The 25,250-nt window shown below is 67.3% G+C and carries 22 protein-coding genes; 10 read left to right on the top strand and 12 right to left on the bottom strand.

The features are described 5' to 3' along the window. Nucleotides 1-19 precede the first annotated feature (19 nt). The 3 genes from PL79_RS26400 to PL79_RS26390 are packed head-to-tail and all read left to right on the top strand — an operon-like array spanning nt 20 to nt 3,411. Nucleotides 20-1,387 carry a CpaF family protein gene (locus PL79_RS26400; RefSeq protein WP_044844299.1) on the top strand — a complete coding sequence of 456 codons (1,368 nt, stop codon included), beginning with the start codon at nt 20-22 and terminating at the stop codon, nt 1,385-1,387. A 33-nt stretch (nt 1,388-1,420) separates the two neighbouring features. After that, complete coding sequence (locus PL79_RS26395) at nt 1,421-2,398, top strand: type II secretion system F family protein (protein ID WP_044844298.1); 978 nt, start codon at nt 1,421-1,423, stop codon at nt 2,396-2,398. A 38-nt stretch (nt 2,399-2,436) separates the two neighbouring features. Further along, entirely contained in the window at nt 2,437-3,411 is a 975-nt protein-coding gene (locus tag PL79_RS26390) for a type II secretion system F family protein (RefSeq protein ID WP_044844343.1), read from the top strand. A 212-nt stretch (nt 3,412-3,623) separates the two neighbouring features. On the opposite strand, the gene PL79_RS26385 is transcribed toward PL79_RS26390, so the two are convergent. The 6 genes from PL79_RS26385 to PL79_RS26360 all read right to left on the bottom strand — a co-directional run bounded on the left by PL79_RS26385 (nt 3,624) and on the right by PL79_RS26360 (nt 9,937). Continuing rightward, entirely contained in the window at nt 3,624-4,886 is a 1,263-nt protein-coding gene (locus PL79_RS26385; RefSeq protein ID WP_082088473.1) for a serine hydrolase domain-containing protein, read from the bottom strand. Between the two features lie 136 nt (nt 4,887-5,022). Beyond that, nucleotides 5,023-5,982 (bottom strand): SphA family protein, encoded by a 960-nt coding sequence (locus tag PL79_RS26380; RefSeq protein WP_044844297.1) that lies wholly within the window; start codon nt 5,980-5,982, stop codon nt 5,023-5,025. A 33-nt stretch (nt 5,983-6,015) separates the two neighbouring features. Then, complete coding sequence (locus PL79_RS26375; RefSeq protein WP_044844296.1) at nt 6,016-6,543, bottom strand: flavin reductase family protein; 528 nt, start codon at nt 6,541-6,543, stop codon at nt 6,016-6,018. Nucleotides 6,544-6,548: 5 nt separating this feature from the next. Further along, a complete protein-coding gene (locus PL79_RS26370) occupies nt 6,549-7,787 on the bottom strand; it encodes a styrene monooxygenase/indole monooxygenase family protein (RefSeq protein ID WP_044844295.1) in 1,239 nt (412 codons plus the stop codon). Nucleotides 7,788-7,851: 64 nt separating this feature from the next. After that, nucleotides 7,852-8,640 carry an SDR family oxidoreductase gene (locus PL79_RS26365; RefSeq protein ID WP_044844294.1) on the bottom strand — a complete coding sequence of 263 codons (789 nt, stop codon included), beginning with the start codon at nt 8,638-8,640 and terminating at the stop codon, nt 7,852-7,854. A gap of 67 nt (nt 8,641-8,707) precedes the next feature. Further along, the gene (locus tag PL79_RS26360) at nt 8,708-9,937 is read right to left on the bottom strand and encodes a dienelactone hydrolase family protein (RefSeq protein WP_044844293.1); all 1,230 of its coding nucleotides are present in this window, start codon (nt 9,935-9,937) and stop codon (nt 8,708-8,710) included. Between the two features lie 354 nt (nt 9,938-10,291). Here PL79_RS26360 and PL79_RS26355 point away from each other — a divergent pair, with 354 nt between their 5' ends. Beyond that, nucleotides 10,292-11,317: an AraC family transcriptional regulator gene (locus PL79_RS26355; protein ID WP_044844292.1), complete on the top strand. Its 1,026-nt coding sequence runs from the start codon at nt 10,292-10,294 to the stop codon at nt 11,315-11,317. A 192-nt stretch (nt 11,318-11,509) separates the two neighbouring features. Here PL79_RS26355 and PL79_RS26350 read toward each other — a convergent pair whose 3' ends face one another. From PL79_RS26350 to PL79_RS26340, 3 genes are all read right to left on the bottom strand, one after another. Beyond that, nucleotides 11,510-12,619, bottom strand: a complete 1,110-nt coding sequence (locus PL79_RS26350) for an S-(hydroxymethyl)glutathione dehydrogenase/class III alcohol dehydrogenase (protein ID WP_044844291.1) — start codon at nt 12,617-12,619, stop codon at nt 11,510-11,512. 57 nt (nt 12,620-12,676) lie between these two features. Further along, complete coding sequence (gene frmR / locus PL79_RS26345; protein WP_044844290.1) at nt 12,677-12,952, bottom strand: formaldehyde-responsive transcriptional repressor FrmR; 276 nt, start codon at nt 12,950-12,952, stop codon at nt 12,677-12,679. A gap of 126 nt (nt 12,953-13,078) precedes the next feature. After that, nucleotides 13,079-14,041 (bottom strand): LysR substrate-binding domain-containing protein, encoded by a 963-nt coding sequence (locus PL79_RS26340; protein WP_044844289.1) that lies wholly within the window; start codon nt 14,039-14,041, stop codon nt 13,079-13,081. 157 nt (nt 14,042-14,198) lie between these two features. Here PL79_RS26340 and PL79_RS26335 point away from each other — a divergent pair, with 157 nt between their 5' ends. Genes PL79_RS26335 through PL79_RS26325 form a run of 3 tightly spaced genes read left to right on the top strand, consistent with a single transcriptional unit; the run spans nt 14,199 to nt 17,458 of the window. Further along, nucleotides 14,199-15,368: a M20 aminoacylase family protein gene (locus PL79_RS26335; RefSeq protein WP_044844288.1), complete on the top strand. Its 1,170-nt coding sequence runs from the start codon at nt 14,199-14,201 to the stop codon at nt 15,366-15,368. 55 nt (nt 15,369-15,423) lie between these two features. Beyond that, a complete protein-coding gene (locus PL79_RS26330) occupies nt 15,424-16,218 on the top strand; it encodes an ABC transporter substrate-binding protein (RefSeq protein WP_044844287.1) in 795 nt (264 codons plus the stop codon). A gap of 55 nt (nt 16,219-16,273) precedes the next feature. Continuing rightward, nucleotides 16,274-17,458, top strand: coding sequence for a porin (locus PL79_RS26325; RefSeq protein WP_044844286.1), 1,185 nt, complete (start codon nt 16,274-16,276; stop codon nt 17,456-17,458). A 244-nt stretch (nt 17,459-17,702) separates the two neighbouring features. Here the strand turns inward: PL79_RS26325 and PL79_RS26320 are convergent, their stop codons facing one another. From PL79_RS26320 to PL79_RS26310, 3 genes are all read right to left on the bottom strand, one after another. Beyond that, a complete protein-coding gene (locus PL79_RS26320; RefSeq protein WP_044844285.1) occupies nt 17,703-18,281 on the bottom strand; it encodes a DUF4337 domain-containing protein in 579 nt (192 codons plus the stop codon). A 346-nt stretch (nt 18,282-18,627) separates the two neighbouring features. After that, a complete protein-coding gene (locus tag PL79_RS26315) occupies nt 18,628-19,716 on the bottom strand; it encodes an aldose epimerase family protein (RefSeq protein WP_044844284.1) in 1,089 nt (362 codons plus the stop codon). A 27-nt stretch (nt 19,717-19,743) separates the two neighbouring features. Then, nucleotides 19,744-20,937, bottom strand: coding sequence for a XylR family transcriptional regulator (locus tag PL79_RS26310; RefSeq protein ID WP_044844283.1), 1,194 nt, complete (start codon nt 20,935-20,937; stop codon nt 19,744-19,746). A gap of 266 nt (nt 20,938-21,203) precedes the next feature. Here PL79_RS26310 and xylA point away from each other — a divergent pair, with 266 nt between their 5' ends. The 3 genes from xylA to xylF all read left to right on the top strand — a co-directional run bounded on the left by xylA (nt 21,204) and on the right by xylF (nt 25,171). Beyond that, nucleotides 21,204-22,526, top strand: coding sequence for a xylose isomerase (gene xylA / locus PL79_RS26300; protein WP_044844341.1), 1,323 nt, complete (start codon nt 21,204-21,206; stop codon nt 22,524-22,526). A 4-nt stretch (nt 22,527-22,530) separates the two neighbouring features. After that, nucleotides 22,531-24,009, top strand: a complete 1,479-nt coding sequence (gene xylB / locus PL79_RS26295) for a xylulokinase (protein WP_044844282.1) — start codon at nt 22,531-22,533, stop codon at nt 24,007-24,009. Nucleotides 24,010-24,142: 133 nt separating this feature from the next. Next, nucleotides 24,143-25,171: a D-xylose ABC transporter substrate-binding protein gene (gene xylF / locus PL79_RS26290; protein ID WP_044844281.1), complete on the top strand. Its 1,029-nt coding sequence runs from the start codon at nt 24,143-24,145 to the stop codon at nt 25,169-25,171. The last annotated feature ends 79 nt before the right edge of the window (nt 25,172-25,250 follow it).

Here is a 25,250-nt window from a genome sequence, read left to right as displayed (position 1 = left end):
ATCTTGCGGGGAAACCATCATGTCATTGCGCGAACAGATGTCCTTGTACCGGACGCAGCCGCAGGCTGCGGGCACCGAACCGGCAGGTGCGATGCATTCGTCGGTACGCAACGCCTACCAGAAGCTGCGCCGCGAAATTCACCTGGCGGTGCTCGAACGCGTCGAGCTGGAGCGTCTGTCGCGCCTGCCGCAGGAACAGGTCCGGCAGGAAATCTCGGCGCTGATCTCGCGCATCCTCGACGAGGAGCGCCTGCTCGCGAACGACATCGAGCGGCGCCAGCTCGCGATCGACGTGTACGACGAGATGTTCGGTTTCGGCCCGCTCGAGGCGCTGCTGCGCGACCCCGGCATCTCCGACATCCTCGTGAATACGTACAAACAGGTCTACGTCGAGCGCGCCGGCCAGCTCGAGCTGACCGACGTGACGTTCTACGACGACGCGCACCTGATGAAGGTGATCGAGAAGATCGTGTCGCGGGTCGGGCGCCGCATCGACGAATCGACTCCGATGGTCGATGCGCGTCTGCCGGACGGCTCGCGCGTGAACGCGATCATTCCGCCGTCGGCGATCGACGGGCCGCTGATGTCGATCCGGCGCTTCGCGGTCAACCCGCTGAAGATGGACGACCTCGTGAGTTATCAGAGCCTCACGCCGCCGATGGCGGAACTGCTCGATGCGCTGGCCCAGGCGAAAGTGAACGTGCTCGTGTCGGGCGGCACCGGCAGCGGCAAGACGACGCTGCTCAATATCCTGTCGGGCTTCATTCCGCGATCCGAACGGATCGTGACGATCGAGGACGCGGCCGAGCTGCAACTGCAGCAGCCGCACGTGCTGCGGCTCGAAACGCGGCCGCCGAACATCGAGGGCAAGGGCGAGATCACGCAACGCACGCTCGTGCGCAACGCGCTGCGGATGCGGCCGGACCGGATCATCCTCGGCGAAGTGCGCGGCGCGGAAGCGCTCGACATGCTCAATGCGATGAACACCGGCCACGAAGGCTCGCTCGCGACGATCCACGCCAACACGCCGCGCGATGCGCTCACCCGGCTCGAGAACATGATCAGCGTCGGCGGCCTGACGCTGCCGCCGAAGACGATGCGCCAGCAGATCGCGTCGGCGATCTCGGTGGTGGTTCAGGCCACCCGGCTCACCGACGGCAAGCGCAAGATCGTCAGCATCCAGGAGCTGACCGGGATGGAGGGCGACATCATCAACATGCAGGAGATCTTCACGTTCAAGCGCACCGGCATGGATCGCGACGGCACGGTGCGCGGACACTTCTGCGCGACCGGCGTGCGGCCGAAGTTCGCCGAGCGGCTGCAGGCGTTCGGCATCAACCTGCCGGATTCGCTGTACGACCCGGCGCAGCGTTACGAGACGAAGTGACGACGCGCGGTCGTCTGATTCCGGGGAGGCCTCATGGACTCGATCTTTTACGGTTTTGTGATTCTCACCTTCGTCGCGGTCGTGCTCGCGATCGAAGGCGTCTATCAATGGTGGAACACGCGCCACGGTGCCGCGGCGCGCCGGATCGAGTCGCGCCTGCGCGCGATGTCGGCCGGCGGCAGCGTGCAGCAGGAGCGGCTGTCGATTCTCAAGAAGCGGATGCTCGACGAGTCGAAGCCGTTCGACCGGCTGTTGTTGCGCATGCCGCGCGTGCAGTCGCTGGACCTCCTGCTGCAGCAGTCCGGGCTCGACTGGACGGTCGCGAAACTGGTCACGCTCTGCGCCGCATTCCCGGTGGCGACGATGCTGGCCCTGACCCTGACCGTGTTGCCGCTGATCATCGTGGTGCCGATTGCGCTGCTGACCGCATGCATCCCGGTAATGTACGTGATGCGGCATCGCAACCGGCGGATGCTCAAGCTCGAGCGCCAGCTGCCGGATGTCTGCGACATGATCGCGCGCGCGCTACGCTCCGGCCACTCGTTTACGAGCGCGCTCGGGATGGTCGGCGAGGAGTTTCCCGATCCGATGGGCAGTGAATTCAGGATCACGTTCGACGAGATCAATTACGGCGTATCGCTGCACGATGCGCTGGTGAACCTCGCCACGCGCGTGCCGGCCCATGACCTGCGCTACTTCGTGATCGCGGTGCTGATCCAGCGCGAGACCGGCGGCAACCTGGCCGAACTGCTCGACAGCATCGCGTCGCTGGTGCGCGAACGCTTCAAGCTGTTCGACAAGGTCCGCGTGCTGTCCGCGGAAGGGCGGTTGTCGGCCTGGATCCTCGGCCTGCTGCCGTTCGGTACCGCGGGCATGATGGCGGTGTTGAACCGCGAGTTCCTGTCGGTGCTCTGGGAGGATCCGGCCGGCATCAAGATGGTTGGCGTGATGCTGGGGTCGATGGCATTCGGCCTGCTGTGGATTCGCCGCATCATCCGCATTCGCGTCTGACGCGTGTCCCGGGCTTCACGAACCGAATCGAGGCTGTCATGCAAAACCTGAGCGTAGTACATACCGTGATGCTGGCCGGCTTGTTCCTTTTCGTCGCCGGCGGCGTGCTGGTCGCGATGCTGCTGTTTGCACCGCGCAACATGGAGCGCCGGATCCAGCAGGCGAGCGGAGCGAGCGTGGGCATCGGCACCGGTGCGAACGACGGCGGCGGGCAAACATCGCACTGGGTCGCGAAACTCGTCGAGCTGTCGAAACCGATTTCCCGGCTGTCGCTGCCGCAGGAGGGCTGGGAGAACTCGCCGCTGCGGATCCGGCTGATGAATGCCGGCTGGCGCGATGCGAACGCGGGCGCGCTTTACTTCGCGGCGAAGACGGTACTCGCGCTGGCGCTGCCGGGCGCTGCGCTGCTGGCGCTCGCCACGACCCGCCTCGCGGGTCAACGCATGCTGCTGTCGTTCGTCCTCGTGGCGCTCGCCGGGATCGGCTACTACGTGCCGAACGTGATCCTCCGGCGCCGGATCGCGAAGCGTCAGCAGGTGATCTTCGAGGACTTCCCGGATGCGCTCGACTTGCTGACCGTATGCGTCGAAGCAGGGCTCGGGCTCGATGCGGCGCTGATGAGGGTGAGCGAGGAGCTGCGCTTTCGCAGCGAAGTGGTCGCGGGCGAACTCGACTTGCTGCTGCTCGAGATGCGTTCCGGGTTCACGAAGGATACCGCGCTGCGCAACCTGGCGCTGCGGACCGGCGTCGAGGATATCGAATCGTTCTGCGCGATGCTGATCCAGGCCGATCGCTTCGGCACGAGCATCGCGGAATCGCTGCGCGTGCTCTCGGACATGCTGCGCACGCGGCGGCGGATGCGCGCGGAGGAGCGTGCCGCGAAGATCGCGCTGAAGCTGCTGTTCCCGCTGATCTTCTGCATCTTCCCGGCGCTGATGTGCGTGTTGCTCGGGCCGGCGATGATTCACGTGTATCGCGTGCTGCTGCCGACCTTCACCAGCATCGGGCAGTAGCGCGGCGGGGGTGCCGCGCTAACCGGATGTGCGTGCCGGCCCGGCGTCGCCTGGCGGCACGGTCACCGTCTTCATGGGAGGCTCCTTCTCCCCCCCGGGCGGCGCCGCGAGACAGGTCGATCATAGCGGCGTCAACGCAACCCGGACCCATGGTCGACCCTGGACGCAGCCGTAGTCCACTGCCCGCGCGGGTGGCCCCCTACGGCTTCCCCTCAAGGCCGCCCCTCGCTCGGCACATCCGCCGCCTTGCTGAGCTCGGCCATGATGATCCGTGCGATCTCGTTGGCCGGTGCGCGTCCGTCCGGGCCGGACGCCGTGTTCGCCCACGTGACGATCGTCGTCTTCGTTGCCGGATCGTAGCCCGCGAACGTATTGAAACCCGGTATTTCCCCGGTGTGCCCGTAGAACGTGCCGAACTTCGCGAGCCCCATGCAGTAGCTCGCCGACGCCGGATTCGACGGATCGATCGGCGTGCAGCTCGCGAGGCGTTGCGCCTGCAGGTCCGCATTCAGGTAGCCGCCGCCGACCATCCGCTGCACGTACGCACCCAGTTCGGCCGCGGTCGAGATGCCGGAGCCGGCCGTCCATGCCCACGACGTATTGACCGTCGTCACGTCGGTCGGCTGCAGCGTGCCGTTCTTCGCGGCGGCCTGGCGCGCGGGAGACAGCGCGTCGCCGTCGATCGTCTCCACGTTGGTGCCCCATTGATAACCGCGCGGCGCCGGCGCGGGCAGCGCCGTGTTGTCCTGCGGCGGCAGCGATGTCTCGGTCAGCCCGAGCGGCGCGAACAGCCGCGTCCGGATCGCATCGGCGGCGCTCATGCCGGTGCGCTGCTCGATGATCAGGCCGAGCAGCACCGTATTCGTGTTCGAGTAGCGAAAATCCGCGCCCGGCGCGAAATAGACGGGCTGGTTCTCCGCGATACCCAGCAGTTCGTCGATGGTCCACACCCTGTCCGGCTGCGCGTCGAGCGACTGGTTGAACGCAAGGCTGGTCGAGTAGTTGTAGAGACCGCTGCGCATCGTCAGCAACTGCTCGATCGTGATCGTGTCGCCGTTCGGCACGTTCGCGACGTACTGGCTGACATGATCGGTCAGGCGCAGCCTGCCTTCCTGCACGAGTTGCAGGATCACGGTGCCCGTCCACGTCTTCGTCACGCTGCCGATGCGAAAGTGCGCATTCGTCGGGATCGGCGAGTTCGTGCCGCGCACGGCCGTGCCGAACGACGCGAGCCAGTTGCCTTGCGGCGACTGCACGTAGACGACCGCGCCGGGCGTCATCGTGTTCGCGAGCAGCGCATTGATCTGCGGGCGCGCCTGGGTGGCGTAGGCAGGCTCGTCGCTGTTCAGCGAGCTGTCGCCGCCGCAGGCGGAAACGGCGATGCCGACGGCCAGCGCCGGTGCAACCGTCGCCAGGTGATGCACCAGCCGCTGCGCGGCGCGCGGGTAAAGCCGGGGAGGAGCAGAGGTCGCCATCGCGTGTTCCCTTCCTTGTTGTGTTTCAGTGGTCTCCTTGCCATCCCCGAAACTATAGGACACGCATCCAGGCTCCGAAGGTATGCGATGCATTCGTCATACGATATCGGCCGGCCAGGCCGGCCGGGATTGCGCGTCACTGAAAATGATGCACGTACCGCAACACCATCCGCGAACCCTGCGGCCGGTTGCGCGCAAGGACCTCGAAGTACGCGTTGAACAGCAGGTGATCCTGCGGCGAGAAACTGACCATCGCACCGGGCCCGATCGCGAGCACGGATTCCCGTGTGCCGGACACGTCCTGCCCGTTCACTTTCATGTCGGTGGTCTGGCGCAGCCAGTAGCCGTTGAGCCCCAACCGCAGCCCGGGCCGCACTTCGTACTCGGTCGCGAAGTTCGCATGAACGGCCTGGCCGGCCTGCGTCGACGTCACGTCGGGCCCGAGCGCGGTCGCCGGCTCGTGATTGGTCGCATTCCACAAATAGTGCAGGCGCCACGACACGGTCCACTTCGGCGTGACCCAGAACGTCGCGGCCCAGTACGGATCGAACGACCAGAAATGGCTGCCCGGATTGATTGCCCGCGCCGGGTCGTATGCGCCGGTCGGCGCGATGAACTGGAATTCCACCCGCTGCGCGAAGCGCGGCCCCTGCGGGCCCATCACCGGATCGAACTGGATGAACGGGCCGATCAGCAGGTCGCCGAACCCGGCCCGCGAATTCAGCGCGACGTTGCCGATCCCGTCGTTCGTGTGCACGGACGCCACCCACGGCAGGATCACGTCGAGCCCCGGATGCATGCCGCCGAACGCCAGCGGCGACTGGTAGACGAGCTGGCTCAGCCCCGCGAACAGGTCGATGTCCTGCTTCGGCAGCCCGACCTTGTTGCCGGCATTGTCGTTGACGCGTCCGGCCGTGTAGTACTCGAGATACTGCGTGCCGTACCAGCCGGCACCGGCCGGCGGCATCCCGTCGAGGAAGCTGGTCATCCCCAGGTTGACCGATGGCAGGTCGGTCGCATGCGCCGGCACGTGCCCGGTCAGGCCGAAGCACACGAGGCCTGCGATCGCAAGCAGGCGAGAGCCGCATTTCATCATCACCACCTCCTGAATATTTGTTTGTATAACTAATCAAGCGGCACGAGAAAGATCGGGGTGTGCCGAGATCGCGCGATACTGGCCCGCATGGAACACGAGCGGTGCATGGCCGGACGCATCGAATGCCTCAATCTGGCCGATGAACAGCAGGTGGTCGCCGCCTTCGTAATGGCCGACATGGCGGCACACGAAACGCGCGCTTGCGCCGTCGAGACAGGGCACGCCGCCCGCATCGGCATCCACGTGCGGCACGCCGTCGAATTTGTCGGCGCTCGGCGTCGCGAAACGGCGCGACAGCGCTATCTGGTCGTGCGCGAGGATATTGATCGCGAAGTGCGTGGCCGCGACGAAATCCGGACGGCTCGGCGCGACCTTGCGCAGGCTCCACAGCACGAGCGGCGGGTCGAGCGACAGCGACGAGAACGAATTGGCGGTGAGGCCGACCTTGCGCCCGTCCGGCGCGCGCGTGGTGATCACGGTGACGCCGGTCGGAAACTGCCCGAATGCGGCGCGCAATTGCTGCGGGTCGAGGCCCGGATTGCTGGAAGCGGTGGCGTTCATGTCGCTTACTCCGAACGGCCGGCGTGTTCGCGGATCAGCGCGGCGCAGGCCGCCGGCTCGAACCACCACGGCGCGAACCGGCGCGGATCGTCGAAGCCGTCGACGATCGTCGCGGCGAGTGACGGCAGCTGGCCGGCGGCGCCGAGCAGCTCGAGGATGTGCGGCGGCGGCGGCGTGAGCAGCGAGTTGGTCCAGCGCACGACGTGCTGCGCGTAGGCCCAGTAGCGTTCGAACGTGTCGTGCATCCAGGCTTCGTCGAACGGCTCGGCTTCGCGTGCGAGGATTGCGTCGCCGTACACCTTCGCGCATTTCGCCGCATTGTTCGAACCCTGTCCGGTGATCGGATCGTTGACGACCACCGCATCGGCCATGCCGAACACGGTGCGGCCCGACGGCAGGCGGAAGAACGGCTTGCGCACGGTCGGCGTGAAGCGCCCGGACAGCGTGCCGTTCGGATCGGTCAGCGCAACGTCGCGGCAGCGCTCGAATTCCCACGGCACGTACTGCTGCAGGAACGACAGGCTGCGGTCGAGATGCTGCTCGGGCGTCTTCACGTCGGCCCAGCAGTCGAGCGGGCCGCCGGGGATCCCTTCGAACACCATGATTTCGCACGGGCCCGTCGTGGTCAGCGCCGGAAACACGAAGTATTCGCCGATCCCGGGCAGCAGGTTGAAGCGCACGCGCGAATACGGCTGGCTCGGCGTCATGCCCGTCACGTAGGTAAGGGCCAGCGCACGTTGCGGGCGCTCGAATGCGCTGCGTGCGTCGTCGCGGCCGAGCAGGTTCACGATTTCGCCCTTGCCGGCCGCGAGCAGCACGAGATCGTGGCTGCGTGCGAGCGCCTCGAGTTCCGGCACGCCGACGTCGCAGATACGCACGTCGGCACCGCGGCGCCGGATCGCGTCGAGCCAGTCGGCCATCTTCACGCGCTGGTCGACCGATTGCGCGTAGCGGGTCAACCGCGACGACCAGTCGATCGCCTTGCGACCGTTGCCTTGCGGATGCGGCACCGCGATGCCGATGCCGTCGACGGACGGGCACGCTTCTTCCCAGGCGTTCAGGCCGAGATCGCGTTCGATCTGCAGTGCGGTATGGAACATGCACTGGCTCGACATGACCTTGCCGGCGCGAATCTGTTGCGCGTCGCGATTGGTCGCGAGCGTGACGTGATAACCCTGGTCGAGCAGCGTGAAGGCGAGTTGCAGGCCGGACTGGCCGGCGCCGACGATAGCGATGCGTTTCATGATGCAATCCTTTGCATGACGAATTAAATGGAATGAAATGTGGGCGGGAAGGAACGGCCGGCGGTTATTCGGCCAGACGCGGAATCGCCGGCACCGCCTGCTCGGGGCCCATCGCGGAGTAGCCGCCGTCCACCGCGTAGTCGGCGCCCGTCACGAAGCTTGCCGCATCGCTGCACAGGAACGTGACGACCTGCGCGACTTCCGACGGATCGCCCACGCGCCCGAGCAGATGAAATGGCGCGGCCACGCGATCGGTCTTCGCGCGGTCGCCGTGCGTGAGCTCGTCCATCACGCGCGACCACGTCCAGCCCGGCGACACCGAGTTGACGCGAATCCGGTCGGCGGCGAGATCCATCGCCATGCTGCGCGTGAGCTGGCGCATCGCCGCCTTGGATGTGGGATAGAGCCAGCGGCCGGTCTGCGCGCATTGCGCGGAGATCGAGCTGAAGTTCACGATCGCGCCGCCGCCGCGCCGGGTCAGGTAGGGATGAACGGCCTTCACGAGCATCGCGGCCGAGACGACGTTGACGTCCATCGCCGCGAGCCAGTCGTTGCGTGTGGCCTGGATGCCGTTGTCGACGTAGCTGCACGCGAGGTTGATCAGCAGGTCGATCGAGCCGAAGCGTTCGGCGACGGCCGATACCGCGCGCTCGATCGCGCGGTCGTCGGTGATGTCGGTCGCGATGAACGTGCCGCGTTCGCCGAGTGTAGCGGCGACGCGCGCGCCGTTCTCCGCGTCGAGATCGAGGATCGCGACGCACGCGCCGGCGCGGCTCAGGTCCTGTGCGACGGCGGCGCCGATCAGCGTGGCGCCGCCGGTGACGATCGCGACTTTGCCAGCAAGGGCAGTCATGGGGAGTCTCCTGGAATGATTGAGCGCAGGCGGCGCGCGTTCGACGTGCCGCCCGGGTATCCGTCGATTACGCGCTGTCGCGCCAGCGCTGCATCAGGCCGTTGGACGGCACGGTTTCGTCGAGCAGCTTGCGCGCCGTTTCGACACCGGCGACGGGCAGCCCGGCCGCGTCGAGCAGGCCGATCTGCACGAGCACGCTCGCCTGGTCCCAATAGATGTGCTCGTGATACAGCTTGTCGCCGCGGAACTTGACGATCGCGACGAGCGGGATCTCGACGCGCTTGCCGGTCGGCGCGACGCCGGGCAGCATCCAGTCGATCTCGGTCGTATGTGTGAAGCAGAACAGCAGTTCGTCGACGATCTGGCTCGCGCCGATCGTGCGCGAGATCGGCGTGATCGTGGTGTCCGGCGGGTTCGCATGCACGAAGTGATGCGTGTAGAAGCGCTTGAGTTCGTCGTAGCCGACGCCGCCCGTCAGTGTCGGAATATGATTCACGTAGGGCTGCGCGACCATCGTGTCCATCGTCGCGTCGACGTTGCGCGTGTCGAATTCGTGCCGGAGATGTTCTTCCCACAGCGCGGACAGGTCGTAGCGCGGGCCGAGCGCCGCGCGGAACGCGGCGATCGCGCGCTGATGCGCCATCACAGCGGCCGCCTTGTCGAAATGATCGCCGCCGACGCGTGCGAACGCATGATCGACGCCCGGGTAGACATACACTTCCACGCCGTCGCGCCCCGCGAGCGCCGCGGCGATGCGTTGCTGCGCGTCGGGCGGACAGAAGCGGTCCTGCGCGGGGATCTGCAGCACGAGCCGGCCGCGGAGATGAGCGGCCTCGTCGAGCGCGTGCTCGATGCCCACGCCGTAATAGCCGACCGCGGCGGCCACGTCCGGCAGGCGGCACGCGGCGAGATACGCGAGCTTGCCGCCGAGGCAGTAGCCGAGCACGCCGGCCTGGCCCGTGCATTCCGGCCGTTGCGTGAGCACGGCCAGCGCGGCGGCGATGTCCTCGACGCCCTTGTTTTCGTCGTATTCGCGGTATAGCGCCATCGCACGCTCGAAGTCGGCGGCGGTGTAACCGAGTTCGATGCCGGGCGCCTGGCGCCAGAACAGGTCGGGCACGAGCACTGTGTAGCCTTCTTCGGCGTAATAATCGGCCACGTCGCGCATCGTCGCGTTCGCGCCGAAGATCTCGTGGCACAGCACGATGCCCGGCCCCGTGCCGCCGGCCGGCGTGCTCAGGTACGCGCGAAACGCGCCGCCGTCCGGCGACGGGATTTCGATGTGTCGTCCTTGCATGTGTCTCTCCATTCTGTTCGTGACTGGCATGGGCGCAGTATTGGCGGACGAAACGCGCGCTTCTATCCGCTTTCTTCGACCGGTATCCGCGAATTCCGGAAACCTGCGGACCGGCCCGCCGCAGCGGGGCCGGGACACGGCGCTCTGCGGGTTTGTGCGGATGCGGAAGCGACGCACAGTTTTCTACGATGCGCGAACGGTCCGCTTCTTGCATCGGGTGCGCAGGGCTTGCGTAGTGTAACGAGGCGGACTGTCCGGATACTCCGGCCGCTATCCGGATCGTGCGACGGGATTCCCCGGAATCGGGAACGCGTGCACAGCGCAAGTGCGATCGAGCACGACGGGAGAACTTCGATGGGGCAATTTTCCGGAGCGGGCTGGCTGGGTGACGCCGCCTGTTTCAATCACGACACGCTGCTGCTGCAGTCGGATGACGTCGACGAGGTGCGCGCGCGGGTAGCGGACGTGTTCAAGCCGCACCGGCTCACACCGACCGGCGATTCGCGCGCGCTGCACAGCCGCATGCACCATGCTCGCTGGGGCAACCTGTCGCTGAATCTGCTCGACTACGGTGGCGAGGTGTCGATCGAACCGGGGCCGCTCGAGCACTTCTATCTGTTGCAGATTCCGCTGCGCGGCGACGCCGAGATCGAGTGCGGCGCGACGCGCTTCGTGTCGTCGCCCGACACCGCGTCGCTGCTGTCGCCGACGCTGTCGCTCAGGATGCGGTGGGGCGAGGCGTGCCCGCAAGTGATCCTGCGAATCGAGCGCGAGGTGATGGAGCGGCATGCGCAGCGGCATTTCGGCGACGAGCGGCGCGCGCCGGTGGAGTTCGCGCCGGAATTCAGCCTGTCGTCGCAGCAGGGCGCGTGCCTCGCGCAGATGCTGCCGATGCTGGCCGACGCGATCGCGACGGACGGGCATCCGCTGCGCCATCCGCTCGCGTTCGAGCAACTCGAATCGACGCTGCTCAACCTGTTGCTGTACGGCCACCCGAACACCGCGCGCAACGGCACGCGCCACGCGCCGGCGCCGCTCGCGCCGTTCTACGTGCGGCGCGTCGAGGAATACATCCGGGCGCATCTCGACGAGCCGCTGACGATCGAACGGCTCGCCGAACTCGCGGGCGTCAGCCCGAGCACGCTGTTCGCCGGCTTCCGCAATCGCCACGGCATCACGCCGATGGCATTCGTGCGCCAGTTGCGGATGCAACGTGTGCGCGACGAACTGCTCGACGATGCGACACCCGGGCTCGCGTCGGTGACGGACATCGCGCTGAAATGGGGCTTCGCGCACCTCGGACGGTTCGCGATCGACTACAAGCGCGCGTTCGGGGAATCGCCGTCGGCCACGCTCCGGATGCGGCGCGTGCGGTGCTGACGGGGCAGCCGCGACACAGGCTCGCGGTCGAAAGCCGAGTCGCGCGCCGGGCGACGGATCACGCAACGGCGATCGTTACCGGCTGGACAGAGGATGGGGGTTGGAGCATGCATCGCGCCGGCCAAGCGATGCGGCTTGCCGGCGCACGCGCGCAACGGGCCGGTTGCGGCAACCGGCTCCCTCGCGTGTGGTTCAGAAATGCACGACGGTCCGGATGGACTTGCCTTCGTGCATCAGGTCGAACGCTTCGTTGATGCCGGTGAGCGGCTTCGTGTGCGTGACGAACGGTGCCAGCTGGATCGTGCCGGCCATCGCTTGCTCGACCATGCCCGGCAGTTCGGAGCGGCCCTTGACGCCGCCGAATGCCGTGCCCAGCCAGCGGCGACCGGTGACGAGCTGGAACGGGCGCGTCGAGATTTCCTGGCCGGCGCCGGCGACGCCGATGACCACCGACTGGCCCCAGCCGCGGTGCGCGCATTCGAGCGCGGCGCGCATCACGTTGACGTTGCCGATGCACTCGAAGCTGTGGTCGACGCCCCAGCCGGTCATTTCGACGATCACCTGCTGGATGGGCTTTTCGTGATCCTTCGGGTTCACGCAGTCGGTCGCGCCGAACACGCGCGCGAGGTCGAACTTGCCGGGGTTGGTGTCGATCGCGATGATGCGGCCGGCCTTCGCGAGCTTCGCACCCTGGATCACCGCGAGGCCGATGCCGCCGAGGCCGAACACGGCCACGGTGTCGCCTTCCTGCACCTTCGCCGTGTTCTTCACCGCGCCGAGGCCCGTCGTGACGCCGCAGCCCAGCAGGCAGACCTGCTCGGGGTTCGCGTCCGGGTTGATCTTCGCGAGCGACACTTCGGCGACGACGGTGTATTCGCTGAACGTCGAGCAGCCCATGTAGTGATAGACCGGCTGGCCGTTGTAGCTGAACCGCGTGGTGCCGTCGGGCATCACGCCCTTGCCCTGGGTGGCGCGCACCGACACGCACAGGTTGGTCTTGCCGCTCTTGCAGAACAGGCACTCGCCGCATTCGGCGGTATAGAGCGGAATGACGTGGTCGCCGGGTTTGACGCTGGTCACGCCTTCGCCGACTTCCACCACGATGCCGGCGCCTTCATGACCCAGCACGGCGGGGAAGAGGCCTTCGGGATCGTCGCCCGACAGCGTGAACGCGTCGGTGTGACAGACACCGGTATGAGTGATCTTGACGAGCACTTCGCCCTTGCGGGGCGGTTCGACGTCGATTTCGACGATCTGGAGCGGCTTACCCGCTTCAAACGCAACTGCGGCACGTGATTTCATGACAATCCTGTTGAAAAAATCATCGAATGGAGCGGAGCGTCGACGATCCTGCGCCGGTCAACGCAGGTAGGACCGGACGAGGGTCACGATATCGTCGATCGATTCGGAAGCAGGCCGCGGGGCCTCCGCGAGCTGGGTGAATTCCTCGCGCAGATGGCTTTCGAGCACGCCGGCCATCACGCCGTTGATCGCGCCGCGGATCGCCGCCAGCTGCTGCAGTACCGGACCACAGTCGGCGCCTTCCTCGAGCGCCTGCTCGAGCGCATTCAGCTGCCCGCGGACACGGCGCACGCGGGTCAGGACGCGTTTTTTCTCTGCGGGGGAATGCGGCATGGGATCGTGGTTTCCGGATACTGGGGGGCAGTATAGAACAATGCGGTGCCGGAGGTATACCCGGTCGTGCCCGGATGCCGCAGTGCCTCCGCCGGCAGGGTTCCCGATGCCGGCGCGCGATCGGCGTCAGATCAGCAGCGAAAGCGTGCGGAACAGCGCGAGATCGTCCTTGCGCGCCGAGCGCGCATGCCGCCTGATCACCTGCAGCAGGCAGTCGATGAAGCAGCGCGCGGCGTCGCTCAGCGTGCTGCTGCGGCGCGTGACGACGCCGAGTTCGCTCGGCTCGAAGGTCTCCTTCAGCGACAGCACGCGCATCCGCTCGCCGAACGGCGGCACTGCCGCGAGGATTGTCGGGCACCACGTGCACATGCCGGCCTGCTCGAGCATCGTCTGCAGCATCGCGACCGACTGCGCGCGCACGATGCGCCGCTCGTCGATCTGCGCGCCGTGCCGCGTGAACAGGTAGTCGACGAGCGCGGCCTGGCCGTCGGCCGACGAATTCAGCACCCAGTCGCAATCGAGCAGGTCGTGCACCGACGTCGCGCGTTCGTGCGGATGCCCGGCGCGCACCATCACCGACGTCTCGTAGCGCAGCAGCGGCTCGAACGCGAACTCCTGCGCGCCGCTGCCGGCCTGCACGTGGCCGAGCGCGAAATCCATGCTGCCGTCGCGCAGCAGCGGTTGCGCGACGGCCATCAGCGCTTCGTACAGTTCGAGGCGCACGTCGGGCATCCGCTCGCGAAACTGCAGCACGGTTTCCGCGAGGAAGGTCATCGTCAGCCACGGCGTGACGCCGACGCTCAGCCGCCCCTCGACGCGCCCGCGCATCCGTTCGAGGTCGCTTTGCGCATGCTCGAGCTGCTTGAGCACGAGTTTCGCGTGCGTGAGCAGGGTCTTCCCGTATTCGGTGAAGCCGATGCCTTCCGGCGCGCGCACCAGCAGCGGCAGGCGCTCGCTGGCCTCCAGCTCGCGCAACGCACGCGTGACGGCCGCCTGCGACAGCCCGAGCGTGCGCGCCGCGCCGCGGATGCTCCCGGCCTCCGCGCTCGCGACGAGCGCCTGCAACTGATGCAGCTTGATCGTGCTCATGGTGTGAAAGGGTGCGAAAGGGTGTGATAGCCGACAACGAAAGGTTGTCATCATAACGAAACTGCGGCTGTTCGCCGGCTTTTTCGCTGCCTACGATCTGGCCCACGACCTGCCATTCCGGCAGTCGCCACGCGGCACCTGGAAAGGAGTAACGGGGTTGGATCGAGTACGCATTCCGCCTGAGATGGCGGCCATCGAGACGGAGATGATCGCGCTGCGCCGCCGGCTGCATGCCCATCCGGAACTCGGTTTCGACGAACACGCGACGAGCGGGCTCGTCGCCGATTGCCTGACAACATGGGGTTATCGGGTCACGCGCGGCCTCGGCGGTACCGGCGTGGTCGGCACGCTCACGCGCGGCGCCGGGAAGCGGCTCGGGCTGCGCGCGGACATGGATGCGCTGCCGATCCGCGAGACGACCGGGCTGCCGCATGCGAGCCGGCACGACGGCGTGATGCACGCTTGCGGCCACGACGGCCATACGGCGATGCTGCTCGCGGCCGCCCGTTGCATCGCGCAGCGCGGGCGCTTCAGCGGCACGCTGAACCTGATTTTCCAGCCGGCGGAGGAAGGGCTGGGCGGCGCGAAACGAATGCTCGACGACGGGCTGTTTACGCAGTTTCCGTGCGATGCCGTGTTCGCGATGCACAACGTGCCGGGCCTGCCGGCCGGCGTGCTCGGCTTCTGCGACGGCCCGGCGATGGCGTCGGCCGACGAGGTGCGCGTGCGCGTGACCGGGCGCGGCGGCCACGGCGCGGCGCCGCACACGACGATCGATCCGGTGGTCGTCTGCGCGTCGATCGTGATGGCGCTGCAGACGGTCGTGTCGCGCAACGTCAATCCGCAGGAACTGGCGATCGTCACGACCGGCTCGATCCACGCGGGCACCGCATCGAACGTGATTCCGCCGCATGCGGATCTCGAACTGAGCGTGCGGGCGCTGTCGCCGGACGTGCGCGCGCTGCTCGAACGGCGCATTCGCGCGATCGTGCACGGCCAGGCCGACAGTTATGGCGCGACGGCCGAGATCGACTATCGCCACGGTTATCCGGTGCTCGTGAATCACGCGGCGGAAACGGCGTTCGCGCGCGACGTGGCGCGCGAATGGGGCGGCGACGACGCACTGATTCCGCATCTGCGGCCGATCGCGGCGAGCGAGGATTTCGCGTTCATGCTCGACGCGTGCCCGGGCAGCTACCTGTCGATCGGCAACGGCGACGGCGCGGCCGGCTGCGGGCTGCACAACCCCGGCTACGATTTCAACGATGCGTGCCTCGCGACGGGCGCGAGCTACTGGATCGCGCTCGCCGAGCGCTACCTCGCGTGACGCGCGGCCGGACCGATTCGATTTACCTTCAACGACGGCAACAAGGAGACTGGCAATGAAACAATGGATGGCGGCGCTCGCGGTGGCGCTGACGGCAACGACGGTGGCAGGCGCCGCGCATGCGGGCGACTGGACGGGCAAGGAGATCCGCCTCGCGGTCGATCCCACCTATCCGCCGCTCGAATACAAGCAGCCCGACGGCACGCTGACCGGCTTCGGGATCGACATCACGAACGCGTTGTGCGCGGAGCTGCATGCGCGCTGCGTGTGGGTCGAGTCGAGTTTCGACGGGATGATTCCGGGGCTGCTCGCGCGCAAGTTCGACGTGATCGCGTCGTCGATGACGATCACGCCGAAGCGCATGCAGCAGATCGCGTTCACGAACCGGATCTCGAACGCGCCGGCGCGGCTGGTCGCGCGCAAGGGTTCGCCGCTGCTGCCGACGGCCGCGTCGCTGAAGGGCAAGCGGGTCGGCGTCGAGCAGGGTTCCGCGCAGGCCGACTATGCGATCGCGAACTGGCAGCCGGCCGGCGTGCAGATCGAGTCGTACCAGAACCAGGACCAGGTCTATGCCGATCTCGTGAGCGGGCGGCTCGACGCGGCGTTCCAGGCGTCGATCGCGGCGAGCGACGGCTTCCTGAAGAAGCCGCAGGGCAAGGATTTCATGTTCGTCGGCGCGGCGATCGACGATGCGAAGTACTTCGGACAGGGCGACGGCCTCGGGCTGCGCAAGCAGGACACCGAGCTGCGCGATGCATTCAACCGCGCGCTGGCGACGATCCTCGCGAACGGCACGTATCAGCGAATCAACCGCAAGTACTTCGACTTCGACATCTACGGCACGAAGTAAGCCGAACCGCAGCGTAGCGAGCGAGTGGGAATCGTCAAATCAATAAGGAAAACGAATGAACTGGAGATTGTTTTTCGTCGCGATGCCGGCACTGTGCGCGGCACCGGCGTTTGCGCAAAGCAGCGTCACGTTGTACGGGTTGATCGATGCGGGCATCGACTATACGAACAACGTCGGCGGCCACAGTGATTGGCAGATGGCGAGCGGTTTCGCGCAGGGCAGCCGCTGGGGGCTGAAGGGCACCGAGGATCTCGGCGGCGGCTACAGCGCGCTGTTCCAGATCGAGAGCGGCTTCAACGTGAACAGCGGCACGCTCGCGCAGGGCGGCCGCATGTTCGGGCGGCAGGCTTACGTCGGGCTCGGCAGCACGCGCTTCGGCACGCTCACGCTCGGCCGGCAATACGACTCGGTCGTCGACTATCTCGCGCCGACGACCGCGAACGGCAGCTGGGGCACCTATCCGTTCTCGCATCCGCTCGACAACGACAACACCGGCAACACGTTCCGCGTGAACAACACGGTCAAGTATGCGAGCCCGGATTTTGCCGGCTTCTCGTTCGGCGGCACGTACAGCTTCAGCAACGACACCGGGTTCGCGAACAACCGGCAGTGGAGTGTCGGTGCGCAGTACGAGCAGGGCGGCCTGCTCGTCGGCGCGGCGTTCCTGAACGCGGACAACCCGGGCGCGACGGCCGGCGGTGCGATCGCGGGCTCGGGGTCGGTCGGTGCGGATGCGAACTTCGCGTCGGCGCGGCTGCGGATTTTCGGGGCGGGCGTCAATTACACGGCAGGGCCCGCGACGGTCGGGTTCGCGTATACCAACAGCAACGTCACGCGGCCGACCGCGAACGTCGGCTACCTGTTCGGCGACGAGACGATCGAACCCGTCACGGGGCCGCTCGCGGGCGGCACGGTCACGGCGATCAAGTACCAGAACTTCGAAGTGAACGGTAAATACCAGTTCACGCCGGCGTTCTTCGTGGGCGCGCAGTATGTGTATACGACCGTGCGTTACGAAGCGACCACCGGCAGCGCGAAACCGAAGATCCATTCGATCGGGCTGATGGCCGACTACAACCTGTCGAAGCGCACCGACGTCTACCTGATGGGCGCGTACCAGCGGGTTGCCGGCGACGCGACCGGCTCGTCGCTCGATCAGGCGTATGTCCCGGGGGCGGCCGATCTGTCGTCGACGTCGAAGCAGTTGATGGTGCATGCGGGGATCCGGCATAAGTTCTGACCGGATCGGGATCGAGGGGGCGAAGGGCGGGATGGGCGGCCGGCCTGGCGTCGCCCGCCCGCACAAGCGGCGCATTCCGGCAAGGACTCGCCGCGTCATGCGTGAACCGGTGGCGACAGGCCCGTCTCGCCGCTCACATCGTCGTGCCGTTGGTTCAAGCGCTTGAATTTCCGCCTCGATGCGAGGCCGGATCGAAACACGGCACGGTCGAGATACGACCGGACTGCGACGGCCTCGCCGTCGATCAAACCCCGAAGAACGCCAACCCCGCGATCACGATGCCGATTGCGGCCACGCCAATGGAAAGACCCTGCATCCATGAACGGCGCGTGAGGATCGTGATCGCCGCCAGCGCGATCGAGATCTGGATGACGGTCGTCGCCTGCGACCACCGATGGTGTCGGTGCATCCGCGCCTCGCTGGCCGCGTTGTTCTTCTCGACTTCCTTTTCGAGCGCCTCGGCTTGCGCCCGGATCGGTTCCTTGTCGGCGCGGTATCGTGCGGCGTCCGCCTCGAACCGCTTGCGCTGCGGCGACGCGTCCGGGCTCAACGCCGCGCCGAGTTCGGCGAGGTTCTGCTTGTTGCCCTTCGCCTGATAGTAGGCCCACTGGTTCGCAGCCTCGGTTTTCCGGATCGCGGCGTCATTCTTGTAGAGCAGCGCGAGGCTTTCGTCGGCACCGCTCTGGTAGGCCGATATCGCACCGAAGCAGGCAAGCACGGCCGTCAGCACGGCGATGCGCGACGTACCTTGATCGCCGCCGTGAGCCGCATGATGTTCCGCCGCATGGTCGTGAGGGCCATGAACTTCGTATTCTTCAGACATCCGTAAGGAACCCGCAAGAGTTGAATGAAATCCGGCGCCGGCCGACTGCGCACGGACGCTCGATCGCACATCGGAGTCTGACACAGGTTTGCGTGCTGGCGATGCTTTCGCGCGACGCGCCAGCCCGGCGCGTCTCGCGCCATGTTCAGCGACGGATCCGGATCCTCTGGGACCGCATCGCGGCGGATAAACGATAAACCTCAGGCGGCCACTGCCTGGACGGATTCGGTATCCCGGTTGACGTGATTGACCCAGTGGTTTCGGAGCGGGCATGCCGACCGGTGTGGCAGTTTGCGGACTGGCGCGTTCGCATGCGACCCGACCCGGCCCGACGTGTCCGCTACCGCTACCCGCGAACGCCGACCCGATACCGCGTCGTCTGGCGATAGGTCCGGCCCGGACGAAGGATGGTTTCGTCGCGCAACGCGTCCATGTTGACCTGGTTCGGAAAGCACCCGGCTTCGACGCACAGCGCCGCATGTCGTACGCAAGACCCGCCGCCGCTCACGCGCACACCGTCCAGATAGTTGCCCGTATACAGCTGAAGCCCTCGCTGATCAGTCGACACGGCGAGTTCGCGACCGCTTTCCGGATCGTAGATCGATGCGACGGGCCGCACGCCGCGCCCAGGCTCGCGCAGCACATAACAATGATCGAAGCCGCGCCCGCGCGTGAGCTGCGCATGCGGCCAGTCGAGGCGCGCGCCGATCGGCGCGCTCTGCCGGAAATCGAACGCGCTACCCGTCACGTCGGCGGTGCCGGTCGGGATCAGCGCGTCGTCCACTTCGACGAACGCGTCGGCGTCGATCTGCAGCAAGTGTCCGCGCACGTCGCTGCCCGCGCGCCCGCTCAGGTTGAAGTAGCTGTGATTGGTCAGGTTCAGCGGCGTCGGCGCATCGGTCACGCCCGCGTAGTCGATCGTCAGCGTGCCGTCGTCGTCGAGCGTATAACGCACCTGCACCGTCACGTTGCCCGGAAAGCCCGCATCGCCTTCCGGCGAATCGAGCCGCAGCGTCAGCCCGCCACGGTCGTCGACCACGTCCCAGCGCGCGCGGTGAAAGCCGCTCGCGCCGCCGTGCAGCAGGTTGCCGTTCTCGTTGCGGTCGAGCGTGTGGTCGACGCCGTCGAGCGCGAAGCGCGCATTCGCGATCCGGTTCGCCCAGCGGCCGACCGTCGCGCCGAGGTAGGCGCCCGACTCGACGTAGTCGGCCGGCGTGTCGTGCGCCAGCACGATATCGGCGAAGCGCCCGGTGCGGTCGGGGGCGAGCCACGACACGACGGTCGCGCCGAGATCGCTGACGACGACGCGCATCCCGTGCGCGTTGCGCAGCGTGTAGCGCCGCACCGGATCGCCGCCGGGCAGCGTGCCCCACGGTTCGGACGGAATGCGGCCCACGTCGGATGCCGGGCGGGGAGAGTCGGTGTCGATATGCATGAGTGGGTTCGCTCGTGAGCGGTGAATTCAGTGGGCGGGCGCGGTGCGCTCCTGGTATTCGCGCGGGGTGCAGCCGAGTTCGCGGCGGAATACCGCGTACATGTATTGCAACGACGTGAAGCCGCAGCGGATCGCGACTTCCGCGCTCGATGCGTTGCGGCTCGCGAGCAGCGCCTGCGCGGCCTCGAGCTTGTGACGCAGGATTTCCTGGTGCACGGTGCGCTGCAGTTCGCGCCGGAAGTGCTCTTCGAGCAGCGAGCGCGACACGCCGACATAGTCGGCGACCTGTTCGGTCTTGATCCCCTGGCACGCGTACTGCCGGATGAAATGCCGCGCGCGCATCACGTGCGGGCTCGCGAGCGGCTGGTGGCGTGTCGATTCGAGCACGTTGATGCCGACCGGCGGCACGAGGATGCGCTGTCCGGGAAAACGTGCGCCGCGCAGCATCCGGTGCAGCAGGTGCGCGGCGGTGCGGCCCATTTCCTCGGTGCCCTGGATCACCGACGACAGCGGAATGCGCGTCAGCGTGCGCGTGAGCGGATCGTTGTCGATGCCGATGATCGCGACCTGTTCCGGCACCGCGATGCCGGCGATCAGGCACGCCTGCAGCAGATGCCGCGCGCGCGCATCGGTGACCGCGATCACGCCGACCGGCTTCGGCAGCGCATGCAGCCAGCCGATCAGTTGCTCGATCGCGTGATTCCAGCCCGACGCGCTCGTCGACAGGCCGCGGTAGATCGGCGCGTCGAGCCCGTCCGCGCGCGCGAGGCGATCGAACGCGAGCTCGCGCTGCTGCGCCCAGCGGTTCTCCTGCGCGACCGGCAGGCTGTACATCGCGAAATGCGCGAGCCCCGCGCCGATCAGGTGCGTATAGGCGAGCGACACGAGCTTCGGGTTGTCGGTCGCAATATATGGGACGCCGTGCGGATACTGCGCGGGATCCTCGTACGACGAGCCGACCGCGACGATCGGCAGCGGCGAGCCGGCGAGCGCGTCGGCGACGGCCGGATCGTCGAAGTCCGCGATGATGCCGTCGCCGTCGAAGCGTTCGATGCCGGCGAGCCGGCAGCGGAAGTCGTCCTCGAGGAACAGGTCCCACACGACGCGCGTCGTGTGCAGGTACTGGCCGATGCCGCTGATGATCTCGCGGTCGTAGACCTTGTTCGCGTTGAACAGCAGCGCGATGCGGTGCGGTGTCTGGGCGGAAGAGGCGCGGGTCATGTCGGTCTCGGGGCGGGCGCCGCTCGGGCGTCTTGCCGTTGTCTCCGGGGCGCGCGGACGGTGCCGCGCGATGCTCTGGTGTCCGGCGATTGTAGGCCGGAACGCGCACCGCGCGCAGCGGCTGGCAAGAAACGTTAAGCATGCTGCGCAATTTCGCAATTGCCGGCCAGCAGGCGCGCGGGCACGATCCAGCCAACCGGATTCGGCCGCGTGCGTCGTCGTCGCGACGCGCGTTGCGCCGCAACAAGACCCTGCACGGAGACGCCATGTCGTATTTCGAACACATTCCCGCGATTCGCTACGAAGGCCCGCAGTCGGACAACCCGCTGGCTTACCACCATTACGACGCCGAGAAGCGCGTGCTCGGCAAGACGCTCGCCGAGCATCTGCGGATTGCCGTCTGCTACTGGCATACGTTCGTGTGGCCGGGGCACGACATCTTCGGGCAGGGCGCGTTCCAGCGGCCATGGCAGCAGCCGGGCGACGCGCTCGAACGTGCGCGCATGAAGGCGGACGCGGCATTCGAGTTCTTCACGAAGCTCGGCACGCCTTTCTATACGTTCCACGACACCGACGTCGCGCCGGAAGGCGACACCCTGCGCGAATACGCGGCCAATTCCGCGCGGATGGTCGACTATCTCGGCGAGCGCCAGCAGGCGAGCGGCGTGCGGCTGCTGTGGGGCACCGCGAACCTGTTCTCGCACCCGCGCTTCGCGGCGGGCGCCGCGACGAACCCGAACCCGGACGTATTCGCGTGGGCCGCGACCCAGGTGTGCCACGCGCTCGACGCGACGCACCGGCTCGGCGGCGAGAACTACGTGCTGTGGGGCGGCCGGGAAGGCTACGAGACGCTGCTCAATACCGACCTGAAGCGCGAGCGCGAGCAGTTCGCGCGCTTCCTGTCGATGGTGGTCGAGCACAAGCACCGGATCGGCTTCACGGGCGCGCTGCTGATCGAGCCGAAGCCGCAGGAGCCGACCAAGCACCAGTACGACTACGACGTCGCGACCGTGCACGGCTTTCTCGTGCAGTATGGACTGCAGAACGAGATCCGCGTGAACATCGAGGCGAACCACGCGACGCTCGCCGGTCATTCGTTCCATCACGAGATCGCGAACGCGTTCGCGCTCGGCGTGTTCGGCAGCGTCGACGCGAACCGCGGCGATCCGCAGAACGGCTGGGATACCGACCAGTTCCCGAACAGCGTCGAGGAGCTGACGCTCGCGTTCTACGAGATCCTGCGCCACGGCGGCTTCACGACCGGCGGGATGAACTTCGACGCGAAGGTGCGGCGCCAGAGCGTCGATCCGGAAGACCTGTTCTACGGCCATGTCGGCGCGATCGACGTGCTCGCGCTCGCGCTCGAGCGCGCGGCGGTGCTGGTCGAGAACGACCGGCTCGACGCGCTGCGCCGGCAGCGCTACGCGCAGTGGGACGACGCGTTCGGCCGCAAGATCCTGTCGGGCGGTTACACGCTGCAGTCGCTCGCGGATGACGCGCTCGCGCGCGGCGTGGACCCGCGGCACGCGAGCGGCGCGCAGGAGCGGCTCGAGAACATCGTGAACCAGGCCATCTACGGGCTGCGCTGACGCCATGTATCTCGGACTCGATCTCGGCACGTCGGGCGTGAAGGCGGTGCTGCTCGACCGCGACGGTGCGGTGCGGGCGAGCGCGAGCCGCCCGTTGACGGTGAGCCGGCCACGGCCGCGCTGGTCGGAACAGGCGCCGCAGGACTGGTGGGACGCCGCCTGCGGCGCGCTCGCCGCGGTCGTCGCCGACGCCCGCGCGGGTGGCATCGATCCGCGCGACATCGCCGCACTCGGGCTCACCGGCCAGATGCACGGCGCGACGCTGCTCGACGCGCATGGCGACGTACTGCGCCCCGCGATCCTGTGGAACGACGGCCGCGCGGATGCGGAGTGCGCGGAACTCGAGCGGCTCGCGCCCGCGCTGCGCACGGTGGCAGGCAACGTCGCGATGCCGGGCTTCACCGCGCCGAAGCTGCTGTGGGTGCGCCGGCACGAACCCGATGTGTTCGCACGCATCGCGCACGTGCTGCTGCCGAAGGATTATCTGCGCTACCGGCTGACCGGTGCGTTCGCAACCGATCCGTCGGATGCCGCCGGCACGCTGTGGCTCGACGTCGCGAAGCGCGACTACGACGACACGCTGCTCCACGCGTGCGGGCTGTCGCGCGCGCAGATGCCGGCGGTGTTCGAGGGGAACCGCGTGACGGGCACGCTGCTGCCGGCCGTCGCGCGCGCACTCGGGCTGCGCGAGATCCCGGTGGTGGCCGGCGGCGGCGACAACGCGGCCGGCGCGGTCGGCGTGGGGATCGTGCGGCCCGGCGATGCACTGCTGTCGCTCGGCACGTCGGGCGTGTATTTCGCGGTGTCGGACGGGTTTCGCGCCAACCCCGAATCGGCGGTGCACAGCTTCTGTCACGCGTTGCCCGATACATGGCACCTGATGTCGGTGATGCTGAACGCGGCCGGCTGCGTCGACTTCACCGCGCAACTGACCGGTTACGACGGCGTCGCGGCGCTGCTCGCCGATGCCGAGGCGAACGCACGCGCGAGCCGCCCGTGGTTCCTGCCTTACCTGAGTGGCGAGCGCACGCCGCACAACGACGTGAATGCGAAGGGCGTCTTCTATGGGCTGACACCCGATACCCGGCGCGCGGATCTCGCGAACGCGACGCTCGAAGGCGTCGGCTTCGCGCTGCTCGACGGCATCGACGCGCTGCATGCGGCCGGGCTCGAGCCCGCCGGCATCACGGTGATTGGCGGCGGCTCGCGCAGTGCTTACTGGACGCAGATGCTCGCCGACCTGAGCGGACGCGCGCTGACACTGCGCGCGGGTGGCGAGGTCGGTCCGGCGCTCGGTGCCGCGCGCCTTGCGCGCCTCGCGCTCGAACCGGATACGCCGCTCGGCGACGTGTGCCCGCAACCGCCGGTCGTCGCGGTGCGCGAGCCCGATCTCGCTCGGCACGCGTGGTATCGCGACATGCGGCGGCCGACGTTTCGTGCGCTTTATCGCGCGCTCGAACCGGTGTTCGCAACCGGTGCGTGACGCGTGGATGGCGCGCGCGGTTCGCATCGCACGATGCCGCGCGTTGCGAGGACTCGATGCGGGCGGCGCACTCACGCGCCCGCCCGATGTTCGTGAGGTAGTTCGACAAGTTCGATAACAAGGAGTGGAGACAATGAAATCCGTGACGCGTCGTACCGTATTGAGTTCGCTTGCCGGCGCCGCTGCGCTGGCGATGTTCGCGCTGGGCGCGCCGCTCGCGCATGCGAGCAAGGACAAGCCCGAGATCGGCTTCTGCATCGACGACCTGCGCGTCGAGCGCTGGTCGCGCGATCGCGACTATTTCGTCGCGGCCGCGACGAAGCTCGGCGCCAAGGTATCCGTACAGTCGGCCGACGCGAGCGAGGCGCGGCAGATCTCGCAGATCGAGAACCTGATCTCGCGCGGCGTCGACGTGATCGTGATCGTGCCGTTCAATTCGAAGACGCTCGGCAACGTCGTCGCCGAAGCGCGCAAGGCCGGCATCAAGGTCGTATCGTACGACCGCCTGATCCTCGACGCGGATGTCGACGCGTACATCTCGTTCGACAACCAGAAGGTCGGCGAACTGCAGGCGCAGGGCGTGTTCGACGCGAAACCGAAGGGCAATTATTTCCTGCTCGGCGGCGCGCCGACCGACAACAACGCGAAGATGCTGCGCGAGGGCCAGCTGAAGGTGCTGAAGCCGGCGATCGAGCGCGGCGACATCAAGGTCGTCGGCCAGCAGTGGGTGCCGGAGTGGAGCGCATCGACCGCGCTGCGGATCGTCGAGGACGCGCTGACCGCGAACAACAACAAGATCGATGCGATCGTCGCGTCGAACGACGGCACCGCGGGTGGCGCGATCCAGGCGCTCGCCGCGCAGCATCTGGCCGGCAAGGTGCCCGTGTCCGGGCAGGATGCGGACCTCGCGGCCGTCAAGCGCGTGATCGCCGGCACGCAGACGATGACCGTCTACAAGCCGCTGAAGCTGATCGCGAGCGAAGCCGCGAAGCTCGCGGTCGATCTCGCGAAGGGTACGAAGCCCGCGTTCAACGCGCAATACGACAACGGCAAGATGAAGGTCGACACGGTGCTGCTGCAGCCGACGCTCCTGACCAAGCGCAACGTCGACGTCGTCGTGAAGGACGGCTTCTACACCCAGGCCCAGCTCGCGAGCCAGTAACCGCTCGATGGGCATGATGCACGCGGCCGGCGAGGTGCGGCCGCACATGGTCCGGCCGCGTGCGCACTGCGAGGCAATG

This window comes from Burkholderia sp. USMB20, assembly GCF_000949135.2.
Taxonomy (GTDB): domain Bacteria; phylum Pseudomonadota; class Gammaproteobacteria; order Burkholderiales; family Burkholderiaceae; genus Burkholderia.
The sequence above is the reverse complement of the archived record's forward strand: the minus strand, read 5'-3'. Positions and strand labels throughout refer to the sequence as shown.

What these genes read in the sequence shown, in the direction of transcription:
- xylB (WP_044844282.1), top strand. Translation starts at nt 22,531, where the DNA reads ATGTATCTCGGACTCGATCTCGGCACGTCGGGCGTGAAGGCGGTGCTG.
- xylF (WP_044844281.1), top strand. Translation starts at nt 24,143, where the DNA reads ATGAAATCCGTGACGCGTCGTACCGTATTGAGTTCGCTTGCCGGCGCC.
- PL79_RS26375 (WP_044844296.1), bottom strand. Translation starts at nt 6,543, where the DNA reads ATGAACGCCACCGCTTCCAGCAATCCGGGCCTCGACCCGCAGCAATTG.
- frmR (WP_044844290.1), bottom strand. Translation starts at nt 12,952, where the DNA reads ATGCCGCATTCCCCCGCAGAGAAAAAACGCGTCCTGACCCGCGTGCGC.
- PL79_RS26310 (WP_044844283.1), bottom strand. Translation starts at nt 20,937, where the DNA reads ATGACCCGCGCCTCTTCCGCCCAGACACCGCACCGCATCGCGCTGCTG.
- PL79_RS26360 (WP_044844293.1), bottom strand. Translation starts at nt 9,937, where the DNA reads ATGCAAGGACGACACATCGAAATCCCGTCGCCGGACGGCGGCGCGTTT.
- PL79_RS26380 (WP_044844297.1), bottom strand. Translation starts at nt 5,982, where the DNA reads ATGATGAAATGCGGCTCTCGCCTGCTTGCGATCGCAGGCCTCGTGTGC.
- PL79_RS26330 (WP_044844287.1), top strand. Translation starts at nt 15,424, where the DNA reads ATGAAACAATGGATGGCGGCGCTCGCGGTGGCGCTGACGGCAACGACG.
- PL79_RS26320 (WP_044844285.1), bottom strand. Translation starts at nt 18,281, where the DNA reads ATGTCTGAAGAATACGAAGTTCATGGCCCTCACGACCATGCGGCGGAA.
- PL79_RS26315 (WP_044844284.1), bottom strand. Translation starts at nt 19,716, where the DNA reads ATGCATATCGACACCGACTCTCCCCGCCCGGCATCCGACGTGGGCCGC.
- PL79_RS26395 (WP_044844298.1), top strand. Translation starts at nt 1,421, where the DNA reads ATGGACTCGATCTTTTACGGTTTTGTGATTCTCACCTTCGTCGCGGTC.
- PL79_RS26385 (WP_082088473.1), bottom strand. Translation starts at nt 4,886, where the DNA reads ATGGCGACCTCTGCTCCTCCCCGGCTTTACCCGCGCGCCGCGCAGCGG.
- PL79_RS26355 (WP_044844292.1), top strand. Translation starts at nt 10,292, where the DNA reads ATGGGGCAATTTTCCGGAGCGGGCTGGCTGGGTGACGCCGCCTGTTTC.
- xylA (WP_044844341.1), top strand. Translation starts at nt 21,204, where the DNA reads ATGTCGTATTTCGAACACATTCCCGCGATTCGCTACGAAGGCCCGCAG.
- PL79_RS26400 (WP_044844299.1), top strand. Translation starts at nt 20, where the DNA reads ATGTCATTGCGCGAACAGATGTCCTTGTACCGGACGCAGCCGCAGGCT.
- PL79_RS26370 (WP_044844295.1), bottom strand. Translation starts at nt 7,787, where the DNA reads ATGAAACGCATCGCTATCGTCGGCGCCGGCCAGTCCGGCCTGCAACTC.
- PL79_RS26325 (WP_044844286.1), top strand. Translation starts at nt 16,274, where the DNA reads ATGAACTGGAGATTGTTTTTCGTCGCGATGCCGGCACTGTGCGCGGCA.
- PL79_RS26390 (WP_044844343.1), top strand. Translation starts at nt 2,437, where the DNA reads ATGCAAAACCTGAGCGTAGTACATACCGTGATGCTGGCCGGCTTGTTC.
- PL79_RS26350 (WP_044844291.1), bottom strand. Translation starts at nt 12,619, where the DNA reads ATGAAATCACGTGCCGCAGTTGCGTTTGAAGCGGGTAAGCCGCTCCAG.
- PL79_RS26365 (WP_044844294.1), bottom strand. Translation starts at nt 8,640, where the DNA reads ATGACTGCCCTTGCTGGCAAAGTCGCGATCGTCACCGGCGGCGCCACG.
- PL79_RS26340 (WP_044844289.1), bottom strand. Translation starts at nt 14,041, where the DNA reads ATGAGCACGATCAAGCTGCATCAGTTGCAGGCGCTCGTCGCGAGCGCG.